Here is a 13,855-nt window from a genome sequence, read left to right as displayed (position 1 = left end):
CCACACTTCTGTCCACCTACTGGAAAGATCAACCTCGATGAGTTCTCTCGGCGCCAACGTTCAGTTGTCCGACCTTCCCCTGCGGGATGCCCTCCGGGACAAATCTCCTTATGGAGCTCCGCAGCTCACTGTCCCCTCCCAGCTCAACACCAACGAGAACCCGCATCCCCCCAGCGATGCTCTCGTGGCTGATCTCACAGCAGCAGTGGCCGAAGCCGCTCGTACGCTTAACCGTTACCCCGATCGAGATGCGGTTGAGCTGCGAACCGAGCTTGCCGCCTATGTCTCCCGTCAGACGGGAGTAGAGGTTGGCGTGGACAATCTCTGGGTGGCCAACGGTTCCAACGAAATCCTCCAGCAGTTGTTGCAGGCGTTCGGTGGGCCCGGCCGACAGGCGATGGGATTTGTGCCCTCCTACTCGATGCACCCCATTCTGGTTACCGGCACCACCACAGAATGGCTGCCACAGCCTCGCCGCGCAGATTTCTCCCTTGATGTAGATGCGGCAATTGCCGCAATCCAAGCGGAAAACCCAGACATTGTTTTTCTGACGAGCCCCAACAACCCCACCGGCCAGAGTCTTCCCAACGAGGACCTCCGCCGCATTCTGGAAGCTACCGACAGCCTCATCATTCTGGATGAAGCCTACGGCGAATTCTCCGACGCCCCTAGCGCCTGTGAGCTTCTCTCCGACTATCCCGAAAAACTGGTGGTGTCCCGCACGATGAGTAAGGCTTTCGCCTTTGCCGGCGGCCGCCTGGGATACTTTGTGGCAGCACCTGCGTTTATCGGAGCGGTTATGCTGGTGCGCCTTCCTTACCATCTTTCCACCCTCAGCCAAGCCGCAGCGCTTGCCGCGTTGCGCCATGCCGATGAGACACTGGCTTCCGTCGCCGAATTGGTGGCAGAACGTGAGCGAGTCGCCGCTGTGCTTGCCGCTCACGGACTGACGGTGGTGCCCAGCGCCTCGAACTTCCTCCTTTTCGGTGAGTTTGAGGATGCGGCAGGTGTCTGGCAGCAGTACTTGGACCAAGGAGTGCTTATCCGTGATGTCGGCATCTCACACTACCTGCGTGTCACCATCGGGTTGCAGGAAGAGAATGATCACTTCCTGCGCGCAACTGAGGCTGTATTAGGTGCTTAAAGGCGCCGGGGGAGCCGTTCTCTTTCCCCGCAAATGAGTTCCACTTACAGACCAAACATGACAAAGTAGAGATATGACTGCACGTATTGGACGGGTAGAGCGCGTCACCAGCGAATCCACCATCACTGTCGAGATCAACCTGGATGGTACCGGGAAGACCGATATCTCCACAGGGGTGCCGTTTTACGACCATATGCTGACGGCACTCGGCAAGCACGGCGCCTTTGACCTCACTGTCCATGCACAGGGCGATGTTGACGTGGACGGCCACCACACGGTGGAAGACACTGCTATCTGCCTAGGTCAAGCGCTCCGCCAAGCACTCGGCGACAAAGCCGGTATCCGGCGATTCGGCGAGGCCTGCATTCCCCTGGACGAGAGCCTTGCCCGCGTCGTGGTCGATGTCTCTGGCCGTGCCTACTGCGTACACCGGGGTGAGCCGACAATTATGCGCCACACCTTGATTTCGTCGCACGGCGGGGCCAGTTATGACACAGTGATGAACCGCCACGTGTTCGAGAGTTTCGCCATGAATGCAGGCATCTGCCTGCACGTTCGCGTCCTGGATGGGCGGGACCCCCACCACATTACGGAGGCGGAGTTTAAAGCGTTGGCCCGCGCACTGCGGGAAGCCACCGAACGAGATCCGCGGATCACCGGCATCCCCTCCACCAAGGGTTCCCTCTAGCGAGGCATCCCAGACAGCTCCCACGATTCGGCTCAGCCGACTGACCAAGTACACTAAAGCCTATGAAACCACGCGTCGCGGTCCTGGACATCGGTTCCGGAAACCTCCGCTCTGCTGAAAAAGCCCTTGCTCATGTGGGTGTTGACACTTGTGTCACCAGCGACCCCACCATTGCCCTCAACGCTGATGGTCTGGTCGTGCCGGGTGTCGGCGCCTTCGGATCCTGCTGGCAAGGTTTGCAGCGCGTCAAGGGCGATCGGGTAGTAGGGCAGCGGCTGGCCGGCTCCCGTCCGGTGCTGGGTATCTGCATTGGTATGCAGCTCATGTTCGAGGCCGGTGAAGAGTTCCCCTTCACTTCAGAGGACAGTGATAACGATGGGCCTCAGCGGACCGTCGGTATGGGGGAGTGGCCCGGTGTCGTGAAGAAACTCGATGCGCATGTGCTTCCGCATATGGGGTGGAACACTATTGAGGCAGCAGAAGGGTCGCTGTTGTTCCAGGGTATCGATCCCGATACCCGGTTCTACTTCGTGCACTCCTACGCAGCGTTGGACTGGGAGATGGAGCAAGATCCAACGGGCCTTATCGCCCCCGCGCGGGTGAGTTGGTCTCAACATGAACAGTGTCGTTTCATCGCATCGGTGGAGAATGGGCCATTGTCGGCCACACAGTTCCACCCGGAGAAGTCCGGTGATGCTGGTTCTGAGCTTCTCAAGAACTGGTTGAGCTGCCTTTCCTAACTTCCCTCTGCTTTCGGGGCGTATAAGAATCACCTTGAGGCAGTCAGCGATCCCTAAGTGCAGAACCGAAAAAGGAAGACCATCGTGAGTTTTACTCTCCTCCCCGCCGTTGACGTTGCTGACGGCAAAGCAGTCCGCCTCGTACAAGGTGAGGCCGGTTCCGAGACCGTTTACGGTGCCCCGCGTGAAGCCGCACTGAAATGGCAGGAGGATGGGGCCGAGTGGATTCACGTCGTTGACCTCGACGCGGCTTTCGGCCGTGGTTCTAACTACGACATGCTGCGTGAGGTGGTCGGAGAACTCGACGTCAACGTGGAGCTCTCTGGTGGAATTCGGGATGATGAGTCCTTGCAGCGAGCTCTCTCGACGGGCTGCCGCCGCGTCAACATCGGCACTGCGGCGTTGGAAGACCCCGCCTGGTGTGCCCGCGTGTTAGCGGAAAATGGGGACCGTGTCGCTATTGGCCTCGACGTTCGCGTCATTGACGGTGAACCGCGGCTCCGGGGTCGTGGATGGGTGTCCGATGGAGGCAATCTGTGGGAGGTGCTGGAACGCCTCAACAAGGATGGTTGTACCCGCTATGTTGTCACAGACGTCTCCAAGGACGGAATGCTGTCCGGTCCGAATCTCGAGATGCTCGGTGCCGTTGCCGATGCCACTGATGCCAAGATTGTTGCTTCTGGCGGGGTCTCCAGTGTGGCAGATTTGGTAGCTATTGCCCAATTGGAAGCTCGCGGAGTGGACTCAGCGATCACTGGAAAAGCTCTTTACGCAGGAAAATTCACACTTCCTGAGGCACTTGCTGCAGTGCGCACCCACGCCTAACGTTCATATAGAGCCCGATATGGTGTCGGCGGTGGTCGGCACCGCGATGGAAGGAAAGACTGTGACCCTCGCAACCCGCGTGATCCCGTGCCTCGACGTTGACAACGGACGAGTGGTGAAAGGCGTCAACTTCCTCAACCTCCGGGATGCGGGAGACCCGGTAGAGCTAGCCCGTGCCTACAACGCCTCCGGTGCCGATGAGCTTACCTTCCTGGATGTCACAGCATCCTCTGCAGGACGTGCCACCATGGTCGATGTGGTGCGTGCGACTGCTGAGGAGGTGTTTATTCCCCTCACTGTTGGCGGGGGAATCCGTGCCGTGGAGGATATTGACCGGATGCTCCGCGCCGGCGCCGATAAAGTCTCCATCAACACGGCAGCTATCGCCAACCCGCAGTTGCTCACTGATGGGGCTCGCACTTTTGGGGCCCAGTGCATCGTGCTGTCGGTCGATGCGCGCACTGTCCCGGCAGGGGAGAAACCCACTCCCTCAGGTTGGGAGGTCACCACCCATGGCGGTTCCCGCGGTACTGGTATTGATGCCGTCGAGTGGGCGCGCCGCGGCGAAGAACTCGGGGCTGGGGAGATCCTCCTGAATTCCATGGATGCGGACGGGACTAAAGATGGTTTCGATTTGGAGATGATTAAGGCCGTACGGGCAGCCGTCTCCATTCCCGTTATTGCCTCGGGCGGAGCAGGTAAAGCCAGCGACTTTGCCCCTGCTGTGCAGGCAGGTGCGGATGCTGTACTGGCTGCCAGTATCTTCCACTTTGGTGAGGTAACTATTGCTGAGGTGAAGGACGCTATGCGAGCTGAAGGGATTACCGTCCGATGAGCAGTGGCCCCGACCCTATTGTCACGAGTTTAGCTGATCTCCGCTGGAATGATCAGGGGCTTCTTCCTGTCGTGGTGCAGGATAACGCGACGGGTGAAGTACTGATGATGGCATGGGCTAATAAAGCTGCGCTGCAGTACACTCTGGATACCCGTCAAGCGACCTACTGGTCCCGTTCCCGTTCTGAACTGTGGACCAAGGGGCTCACGTCGGGGCATGTCCAGCATGTCGTTGCAGTATTCCATGATTGTGACGCAGACACGGTGCTCTATGTAGTAGAACAGACTGGAGCGGCCTGCCATACGAATACTAAGACGTGTTTTACTGCTCGTCCCTTGCTGTCAGCTGAAGCAGATCACCCTTTGCGGAAGGATTTACTCTACGGCACAGAGGAACGCTAGCAGTGAAACACCGCTTGTGACACCCTCTTCCCAGGATGATGGGGTGCTGATTAGTGAGGCTCTGCGGGAAAGTGGAAATCCGGTTTTCAGTTTGCAAGGGTGCATCGCTACGCTGATTCTGTCAGATCCACAACGGTAAAGGGAGGGACGATGCCAGGTTACCCCTCCGATCTGATCGACCTTGTGAAAGAGGACCTGGCTCAGCGAGAAGAATGCCTCGATTACGCCAGCATCAAACGAATGGCGGCGGAGGCACCGGCGCCCCGTGATGGGCTAGGCGCGTTGCATCAGCCGGGGGTTTCTGTAATCGCCGAGATTATCCGTGCATGTCCTGCACGGGGCCCCTTGGCAGATATTCCTGATCCGGCAGGGCTAGCCCAGCTCTTTGTGAAAGCAGGGGCTCGAATTGTCTCGGTACAGACCGAGCGCCACTACTACCGAGGTTCGCTGCTTGATCTCGACCTTGTGCGGCGTGCAGTCGATGTTCCCATTCTGGTCAAGGATTTCGTCGTCGCCCCCTATCAGATTCACGAATTGCGAGCGCACGGCGCCGATCTCGTTCAGCTCAACGTTGAGCTCCTCCAACAAGACCAGTTGGAAGCGCTTCTCGATCGCGTCGAGTCCCTAGGTATGCATGCAGTGTTGGAAGTGCATTCTCCTGCAGAGGCAAGTCGCGCGCTGGAGGCCGGTGCTAAAGTGATCGCCATCAATGCTCGTCACCTAGGAACCAACCATATTGACCGGACCCTTTTCGGTGAGGTCGCAACCGGACTGCCGGCGGAGGTCCTCCGTATTGGTGAAGCAGGCGTGAGGGGCCCCCGAGATCTTCTCTCATACGCCGGGGCAGGCATTGATGCAGTCCTAGTGGGGGGCAGTGTTGTGACGGCCGATGACCCAGCTTCCATCATTAGCGATCTGGTGATAACCGGCGCACACCCGGCTTGTCCTGGCCGCGAATAGGTACGCTGGGGGAGAGCCCGTCGTCCAAGGAGAGCCATGCCTCAACACTCCGGCCAGCTGCTGGCGTCTATCCCCAGCCCGTCACGAGGATATTTCTCGCTCGGCCCCCTGGATATTCACTTTTATGCCCTGTGTATTATCGCCGGCGCGGTGGCCGGAAGTATCGTCGCGGCACGTCGTTGGGAAGCTCGCGGAGGTGACCGAAACGACGTTTACGATTCCCTCCTATGGGCTATCCCACTAGGGATTATTGGGGCACGTCTTTACCACGTCATCACGGACTGGCGCCTCTACTTCGGGGCAGCAGCTCCGCACGAACCCATTGACGCCCTGAAGATTTGGGAAGGCGGCTTAGGCATTTGGGGAGGTGTTCTGTGCGGAGCACTTGGGGTGGGGATCTACTGCCATAGACACCATCTGCCGCTGAGTGCACTGGCTGATGCTGCGGCTCCGGGGCTTATTCTGGCGCAAGGTATTGGTCGCCTCGGAAACTGGTTCAATCAAGAGCTTTACGGACGCTCCACGACTGTGCCATGGGCACTGGAGATTTACGAGCGGTCACACGGAGTCTCAACCGGTCAGATTATTGGCACCTACCACCCCACATTCCTCTACGAAATGTTGTGGGATTTCCTTGTCGTGCTCGTTCTGTTGGTGATGGATAAGAAGCTTGTCATGGGCTATGGACGGCTCTTCGCCAGCTATGTGATGCTCTACTGCCTGGGACGGTTCTGGATTGAACTCATGCGGAGCGATCCCGCCTCTCATATCCTCGGACTGCGGGTGAACACTTGGGTGTCGGGAATTCTCTTTTGTGCCGCGCTGGTTTATGTGCTTGCGGCGAAAAGGGGTCGACGTAGCGTCACCGAGATAGCCGCATTCTCGGCACGCCAGACGGGTGATGAGCAGGACAGAGAGTCATCATCATCCACCCCTTGAACAGGTGACCAGGGCGAATTGGGGCAGCAACTCAGCTTGTGATTTCCCGCGCTGGGTGGGGAGTAATAGAGTTTCTGCCACGGAACCAGCTAGGATTGAGGCTGTGAAGCGTCGAACTAAAATTGTTTGTACTCTAGGTCCTGCTGTCGCGTCTGCCGAAGCTATCCGCAAACTTGTAGATGCCGGCATGAATGTCGCCCGCATGAACATGTCCCACGGCGATCATGCCGACCACGCCCAGAACTACCAGTGGGTGCGTGAAGCCTCCGAGGCTAGCGGCAAAGCCGTAGGCGTGCTTGCGGACCTGCAAGGCCCCAAGATTCGTCTGGGCCGGTTCAAGGACAACCGCACCGTCTGGGCCACCGGCGAAACCATCACCATCACAGTGGAAGACTGCGAAGGCACCCATGACCGCGTCTCCACCACGTACAAGGGGCTTGCCTCCGATGCCAAGCCCGGCGACCGTCTCCTCGTCGATGACGGCAAAGTTGGCTTGGTCGTTGACCATGTTGAGGGACCCGACGTGGTCTGTCTGGTGACGGAAGGCGGCCCGGTCTCCAATAACAAGGGCGTCTCGTTGCCGGGTATGGATGTGTCTGTCCCAGCATTGTCGGAAAAGGACATCAACGACCTTCGGTTCGCCCTGGAACTCGGTGTGGACTTCATCGCCCTATCCTTCGTCCGTTCTCCCACTGACGTTGAGCTTGTTCACGAGGTGATGGATGAGGTGGGTCGGCGTGTACCCGTCATCGCGAAGCTGGAGAAGCCGGAAGCCATTGACAATCTGGAAGCCGTCGTCCTGGCCTTCGATGCCATCATGGTTGCTCGCGGTGACCTGGGTGTGGAGCTTCCGCTGGAAGATGTGCCGATGGTGCAGAAGCGCGCCATCCAGATTGCCCGCGAGAACGCCCGGCCGGTGATCGTCGCAACCCAGATGCTCGATTCGATGATCGAGAACTCGCGCCCAACTCGAGCGGAAGCCTCCGACGTGGCAAATGCCGTGCTCGATGGCACCGATGCAGTTATGCTTTCCGGGGAAACCTCAGTGGGTGCCTATCCCTTCGAGACGGTGAAGACGATGAGCCGCATTGTGCGCGCTGTCGAGCGAGATCCGGAAGCGGTTCCGCCGCTGAAGCATCGTCCTCGCACTCGCCGTGGCGTGATCTGCCAAGCAGCTGTCGATATTGCCGAACGTCTCAACGTGAAGGCCATCGTGTCCTTCACCTCGTCCGGCGACACGGTACGCCGTGTGGCACGCCTCCACCCGACGATTCCTCTGATTGCCTTCACTAACTCCGAGGCGGTGAAGAACCAGCTAGCGCTTGCGTGGGGCGCGGATTCCTTCCGTGTCGAGACCCTCTCCGATACCGACAGCATGGTGCGTGTAGCCGACCGTAAACTGCTGGACATGCCGGGTTACGAGTACGGCGATCAGGTGGTTATCGTGGCCGGTGCCCCTCCGGGACACTCTGGCTCCACTAACATGGTGCACGTGCACCGCCTAGGCGAAGAAGACCGCTAAAATTAGTGCTACACAACGTGGCGTAAAGGGCCCCCGTATGGGGCCCTTTACTATGTGCCCCAACTGTTTGGACAAGATTCACTTTTTTATCGGGCATGATGAATGGACAATTGGGCCCTATGCCCATACCCTTTACCAGGTGAGAGCATCTGGAATTGTCAAAGTAACCCCAGTCCTGCCCGACGAATTGCAGTCTCTTTTTGAGCTTGCCTACAACCTTCGTTGGGTATGGCGCAGCGAAACCCGCCAACTCTTCCGCACCATCGACCCCACTAGGTGGGATGCCTGTGGAGATCCACTACAGGTGATTCGCGAGACCCCCTCCACCCGTTGGGAAGAACTTCTCGCAAATGATCGTTTCCGCGATGACTACGAGCGCGAATGCCGCAACTTGGAAGCCTACATGGCCGCCGATTCATGGTTCCAAGAGACACATGACCCGGATGCGACTGGCCGTGCCAGCCGCGATCCTCTCACCGCTTACTTCTCCATGGAATTCGGCATTACCCCCTGCCTCCCCATCTACTCTGGTGGCCTGGGTGTGCTCGCCGGTGACCATCTGAAGTCCGCCTCTGACCTTGGTGTCCCGCTCATTGGTGTAGGCCTGCTCTACCGTAATGGCTACTTCACTCAGACTCTCTCCCGCGAGGGTCTGCAGGTCGAAAACTATACAGACCACGACGCCGCCAACCTTCCCATCAAGCCTGTTCGCGACGCAGATGGCAAGCAGCTCAAAGTGTCTGTGCGTTTTCCCGGCAAACGATTCCTCAGCATCGCCATGTGGACTGCACAGGTGGGACGCGTCACACTTCTCCTGTTGGATACGAACCTTCCTGAGAACGCCGAGGACCTCCGCGAGCTCACGGACCGTCTGTACGGTGGCGACGAAGAACACCGCATCCGTCAGGAGATCGTCCTGGGTATTGGCGGCGTCCGCGCCGTGTGCACCTACTGTGATAATGCCGGCTTGGCACGCCCACAGGTTGCTCACCTGAACGAAGGCCACGCGGGATTCCTGGGGATCGAACGTATTCGTGAGCGCATGGACAATGGCCTCAGCTTCGATGAGGCTCTTGCAGAGGTGCGCGCGAGCAGCATCTTCACTACCCATACCCCCGTCCCTGCCGGTATCGACCGCTTCGATATGTCAATGGTGCGGCGCTACTTGAACCCTGACGAGGATGGTGCCTCAAAGTTGGTGCCAGGTGTGCCGGTTGAACGAGTCCTAGCCCTCGGTGCGGAAGGTGACCCCGGTCGCTTCAATATGGCGCATATGGGTTTGCGTCTGGCACAGCGGTCCAATGGTGTCGCCAAGTTGCACGGTGTGGTCTCACGTTCGATGTTCTCGTCTCTTTACCCGGGTTTCTCGGATGAGGAGTCCCCCATCGGTTCCGTTACCAACGGTGTGCATATGCCCACCTGGATCTCCCAAACCATGCGCCCTATTGTGAAACGCATTGTGGGGGAAGGAAACCTCGCCACCGCAGATTCCTGGGATCATATTGACCGGATTTCAGATGAGGAACTGTGGAAGAGCCGAAATGTCCAGCGTGCCCGCCTGGTGCAGACAGCGCGTGAGGCTGTTCGTCAGTCCTGGCTTGACCGTGGTGCTTCCGAAGCCGAGCTGGGGTGGACCGATGACATCCTTGACCCCAGCATCCTTACTGTTGGTTTCGCTCGCCGCGTCTCCACCTACAAGCGGTTGACGCTGATGCTGCAGGACGCCGACCGTCTGCGCGAGATCCTCACCAACGAGGAACGCCCGGTTCAGTTCATTATCGCTGGTAAGGCTCACCCTGCGGATGGTGACGGCAAGTACCTCCTCCAGCAGCTGGTGCAGTTCGCGGACCAAGCAGGTGTCCGTGATCGTATCGTCTTCCTGCCTGACTATGATATCGGTCTTGCGCAGACGATGGTGGCTGGCTGCGACATCTGGCTTAATAACCCAATTCGGCCACAGGAAGCCTCTGGCACCTCCGGGATGAAGGCTGTTATGAACGGCTGTCTTACGCTTTCTGTTTCTGACGGTTGGTGGGACGAGATGGCTGACGATGAGCTGGGCTGGACCATCCCCTCCGTAGAGAACACTGACGCTCCCACCCGGGACCGTCTTGAGTCTCTTGCTCTCTACGACTTGCTGGAACGCCAGGCGGCCCCGTTGTTCTATGATCGCAACGACGATGGCCTCCCTGTCGGCTGGGTGGAGCGGATGCGTAAATCCCTCTCTGTGCTGGCACCGAAGGTGTCCGCTACTCGCATGGTACGAGACTATGTGACGGACTACTATCGTCCGGCTCAGGGTACTTACCTGCAGATGACAGATGACCCGCAGGCCTCTGCACACTTCGTGCGGTGGCAGCAGAAGCTGCGTGCCGAGTGGGATAAGGTAGCGGTGACCGCACTGTCGTGCAATGATCAGGATGCGCTGGCGGCAGAGAAGGACATCGCTCTGTGTCAGTCTGTGACAGCTGGAAACAGCCTCTCGATGGCGTGCTCAGTCAAACTAGGAGACCTTTCATCCGAGGATGTGTGTGTGCAGGCCGTTTGCGGCGCTGTCGATACTAACAACGAACTGCATGATGTCCGCATGGTGACTATGAAGCTGGCCGCCGATGGGGATTTTCACGCGGAGATTCCAATGGTCAATCCTGGAAGCATGGGTGTGACGGTGCGTGTTATGCCTAAGCATCCGCTGCTTGTGAGCGCGGCCGAGATGGGCCTGTGCACTTGGGCCTAGCTACTCTCTAAGCGGTGTATGCCTGCAAAGTTGTGTTGTACTGCCACCTCATCGTTATTGGTGAAGGTGGCAGCACTGCATTTATCGCAAGAGGAGTTGCGACATGCCTCATCACACCAGCGTCTTACGGGGTGGGGGAGAACTGAGCACAGTATGAGAGTCTCTCTCGCTCTCAGAGAACCTGCAGGTCAGAGTTTTCTTTGCGGTGTCGAGAAGGTGGTTTTATCCCACGGCCGTAGGTAAAGTGCGTGACACGCACCACATCCTCTTGTTAGGCTGAGAGCATGATCGCCGCAGATGCCACCCCCGCACGCACCGCCGACAAGGTGCTCTGTGGCATGTGTACGTGTATGGCTGGCTGCCAGTCTCGAATGTGTTGCCGCTAAGTTTCTAAGTTTCTGAGCTCTGCTCCTTAGCATCCGCACACACCGGTAGCCATTTTCTTCCGTGTTTCCTTAGCGAACACTGATCCCCTGTAGAACTGCTCCGTTGCAGACTTATACACGAAAGCCTTACACCATGTCTTACGCCACCATCACCACTCCCCGTACTTATTCCTCTGCTACCCATACTCCGGCTTCTACAACCCCGGCCTCTACTACGCCGGTTAGCCGCGCGGTTCGACCAGGCAGCACCTCAATCGTTCCGCAGCCCTGGGTGAGTACTGGTGCCGGCTATGTGGTGGCCCCACAACTTCACCTTGGGGAGAGCACTGCCGCCCGTATTTTCCACCTCGCCCATACTGAGGAGCCGCTGCAGCGGGATCGCGCAGCAGAACTCACGGGTGTGAGCCGCGCAACCGTCAACCGCAATGTCACCTCGCTGTTGGAAGCTGAGCTGTTGGAAGAACGCGAGGATTTGACCGAACTCGGCGCCATTGGTCGTCCCGCGCTACCTGTCACTGTTCGCACTGATAAGTACGCTGTTCTGGGTATCTACATTGGCCGCTGGACGGCTTCCGTCACACTTCATGACCTGCGCGGCAAAATTCTCGGTGGTAAGCATTTGCGGCAGGGGCTGGTGACGGCTACTGCCCCCGGTGCACTGCTAGCGGCGCTGGAAGAAGCTGCACTTTATATCTTGGGATACCGCGACCAGCGAACGGTACTGTGGGCTGGTGTGGCCGTTGAGGCATCCGTCACCGCGGAGGGCATCGTTACCGATAGTGCTGCAGGCTGGAATGACGTTGCAGTAGGACAACACTTCGCTGCAGGACTTGGTCTCCCTGTCTCGTTGGCTCCACACGTTGAAGCAATGAGTGCCGCCGAGTTGTGGAACACCTCTGCCGATGATGTGGCCACTTCCACCCTCTATGTGTATGCCCGTGAGACCCTCGGTATCGGCCAGGTCTATAACGGCCATGTGCACCACAGTGCGGCTGCTTCGGGCACCTTCGGACACCTGGTTGCTGGCCCCACCACGTTGCTCGACCCGCAGGGTGAAGGTATGGTTGGCAGTGCTGTGAGGGACTCCGCAGTTGTATCGGCAGCCCAAGCTGCTGGTCTTTCCGTCGAGACTGTTGCTGAGTTAGTAGCACTGGCGGAAGACGGCAATAGCGGCGCAAAGACCATCCTGCGAGAGCGTGCCGTTGTGCTTGGTGAAGCTATCTCCTCCCTGGTGAGCCTTCTTAACCCGACGCGTTTGGTGCTTGGTGGCCAGGCCTTCACTGATTCTCCCGAAACGCTCAGCCTCGTTGCGTCCATTGCCCGGCAGAATGCCAAAGGTCTGGATATCCGTGTCACGGCAGCTCGTGGCAGGGTTCAACAGCAGGCGGCAGCAGCAGTCGCCATTACGGCAGTGGCCAATGACCCCCTGCAGGTCATGAACAAGAAGTAGAAGTAGCAGAAACGACATTCCCGTTTAAGACTATTGCCTTCTTCACTCCACTACAGATTTTGCGGAAGGTTGTTTATACGGCCTCTTCAACGAGCTTTTTGTGTAGAGCAGACTGAAGGGCGATAGCACCTTTCGATGCGGCATTTTCTACTAACATGGCAGCACAAGGAGGTGGTGAGAATGAACTACAACAGCAGTAGCTTCGGTTGTTTCGTCGCTAGCGGAACGATGGAGGACGTCCGCGATGTCCTTGTCGAGAAGTTAAATGCCGAGCTGGAGATTGAGCCAAGACATGAAGATGCGTGGGAGCTGACTCTCCACAGCGATGACGGCACTTACATGGAGTCGTTTATTACCTATGGGACATCATATGGAGAGCACGGAGTGGACGTCTGCCCGGTGTCGTTCCTAGGGGATTTCCACTGGTGGGCTAACCAAATCTTCGAGTATCTCACCGACACTCTCTCACGATGTTTACATGGTGCAGAACTCGGTAGACCCTATGTTCCTGCGTAAGCGCATCAATGGCATCTACTCCTCTGAAGAACTAAACGAGTAGCATTTTATTAGCTAAATACCTATAACCCCGCCATCCCTGTTGGGCGCGGGGTTTTTCTCTACCCACCGCCCGTAGACGCGTCACTGCGCCGGGCGGTGTGGTGTATTGGGCACCCTTTCCAGCCGAGGGTTGTTGTGGTTGGGCACTTTACCCACGGTGCATGTGATGTGGGGTTTTGTTGAGGAGAAGAAATTATGACGGATGATGTGACGCCGAATGATGTTGCCCGCATGCTTTCGAGGCTAGAGAGCTCCATTTGACGAAACTCGCCGTGATCGTTTCTATCCCAGATGCCGTTTTGGCTGACGCAAAAATAAACCAGGGGGTCAATATTAAGCAGCGGCTGGCTCAGACAACTGGTTAGAAGAATGACCAGGCTGCACTGTTTGGTGCGGATAAGCCCACCTCATGCAGCAGGGAATAAAGGCCATGCAAGTGTGTCAGGATTCCTCGCTAGGGTGAACTCTTTGTTTGCGATTCTTTCGCTCTATGACCTTGAGGGGTGGTGTTTGATGTATATGGCACCCTTAGCAAATTCCGCAGCGTGAGTGGCAATGAATTGACAAAATCCCCGGTAGAAAAGCGTTTCAGGCTATCTACCAGGGATTTGCGAGAGTGCCCTCGGTGGGACTCGAACCCACACTGGACGGGTTTTGAATCCGTTGCCTC

The 13,855-nt window shown here is 57.8% G+C and carries 12 protein-coding genes; all 12 read left to right on the top strand.

Annotated elements, in window-relative coordinates; translation table 11 throughout:
• Positions 1-37: 37 nt before the first annotated feature.
• The 12 genes from Q0X28_RS03915 (at position 38) to Q0X28_RS03860 (ending at position 13,143) form a co-directional block, all read left to right on the top strand.
• Positions 38-1,144, top strand: a complete 1,107-nt coding sequence (locus Q0X28_RS03915) for a histidinol-phosphate transaminase (protein ID WP_296238677.1) — start codon at positions 38-40, stop codon at positions 1,142-1,144.
• 73 nt (positions 1,145-1,217) lie between these two features.
• Positions 1,218-1,832: an imidazoleglycerol-phosphate dehydratase HisB gene (gene hisB, locus Q0X28_RS03910; protein ID WP_296238675.1), complete on the top strand. Its 615-nt coding sequence runs from the start codon at positions 1,218-1,220 to the stop codon at positions 1,830-1,832.
• Between the two features lie 62 nt (positions 1,833-1,894).
• Positions 1,895-2,572, top strand: coding sequence for an imidazole glycerol phosphate synthase subunit HisH (gene hisH / locus Q0X28_RS03905; protein WP_296238673.1), 678 nt, complete (start codon positions 1,895-1,897; stop codon positions 2,570-2,572).
• 84 nt (positions 2,573-2,656) lie between these two features.
• Positions 2,657-3,397, top strand: a complete 741-nt coding sequence (gene priA, locus Q0X28_RS03900; RefSeq protein WP_296238670.1) for a bifunctional 1-(5-phosphoribosyl)-5-((5-phosphoribosylamino)methylideneamino)imidazole-4-carboxamide isomerase/phosphoribosylanthranilate isomerase PriA — start codon at positions 2,657-2,659, stop codon at positions 3,395-3,397.
• Between the two features lie 46 nt (positions 3,398-3,443).
• Positions 3,444-4,232, top strand: coding sequence for an imidazole glycerol phosphate synthase subunit HisF (hisF, locus tag Q0X28_RS03895; protein ID WP_296238850.1), 789 nt, complete (start codon positions 3,444-3,446; stop codon positions 4,230-4,232).
• A complete protein-coding gene (hisI, locus tag Q0X28_RS03890) occupies positions 4,229-4,633 on the top strand; it encodes a phosphoribosyl-AMP cyclohydrolase (RefSeq protein WP_296238668.1) in 405 nt (134 codons plus the stop codon). The genes hisF and hisI overlap by 4 nt, the downstream gene beginning before the upstream one ends.
• 150 nt (positions 4,634-4,783) lie before the next feature.
• Complete coding sequence (trpC, locus tag Q0X28_RS03885; protein WP_296238666.1) at positions 4,784-5,593, top strand: indole-3-glycerol phosphate synthase TrpC; 810 nt, start codon at positions 4,784-4,786, stop codon at positions 5,591-5,593.
• A gap of 36 nt (positions 5,594-5,629) precedes the next feature.
• Positions 5,630-6,532: a prolipoprotein diacylglyceryl transferase gene (lgt, locus tag Q0X28_RS03880; protein WP_296238664.1), complete on the top strand. Its 903-nt coding sequence runs from the start codon at positions 5,630-5,632 to the stop codon at positions 6,530-6,532.
• Positions 6,533-6,635: 103 nt separating this feature from the next.
• Entirely contained in the window at positions 6,636-8,054 is a 1,419-nt protein-coding gene (gene pyk, locus Q0X28_RS03875) for a pyruvate kinase (RefSeq protein ID WP_298576705.1), read from the top strand.
• Positions 8,055-8,193: 139 nt separating this feature from the next.
• Positions 8,194-10,791, top strand: coding sequence for an alpha-glucan family phosphorylase (gene glgP, locus Q0X28_RS03870; protein WP_298576703.1), 2,598 nt, complete (start codon positions 8,194-8,196; stop codon positions 10,789-10,791).
• 519 nt (positions 10,792-11,310) lie between these two features.
• Positions 11,311-12,627 (top strand): ROK family protein, encoded by a 1,317-nt coding sequence (locus Q0X28_RS03865; RefSeq protein ID WP_298576701.1) that lies wholly within the window; start codon positions 11,311-11,313, stop codon positions 12,625-12,627.
• Positions 12,628-12,807: 180 nt separating this feature from the next.
• Positions 12,808-13,143 carry a hypothetical protein gene (locus Q0X28_RS03860; protein ID WP_296238656.1) on the top strand — a complete coding sequence of 112 codons (336 nt, stop codon included), beginning with the start codon at positions 12,808-12,810 and terminating at the stop codon, positions 13,141-13,143.
• Positions 13,144-13,855: the final 712 nt, after the last annotated feature.

Origin of the sequence: uncultured Lawsonella sp. (assembly GCF_947252745.1) — a bacterium.
Taxonomy (GTDB): Bacteria; Actinomycetota; Actinomycetes; order Mycobacteriales; family Mycobacteriaceae; genus Lawsonella.
Note: the sequence above shows the minus strand (reverse complement) of the source record. Positions and strands in the feature narration are given on the sequence as shown.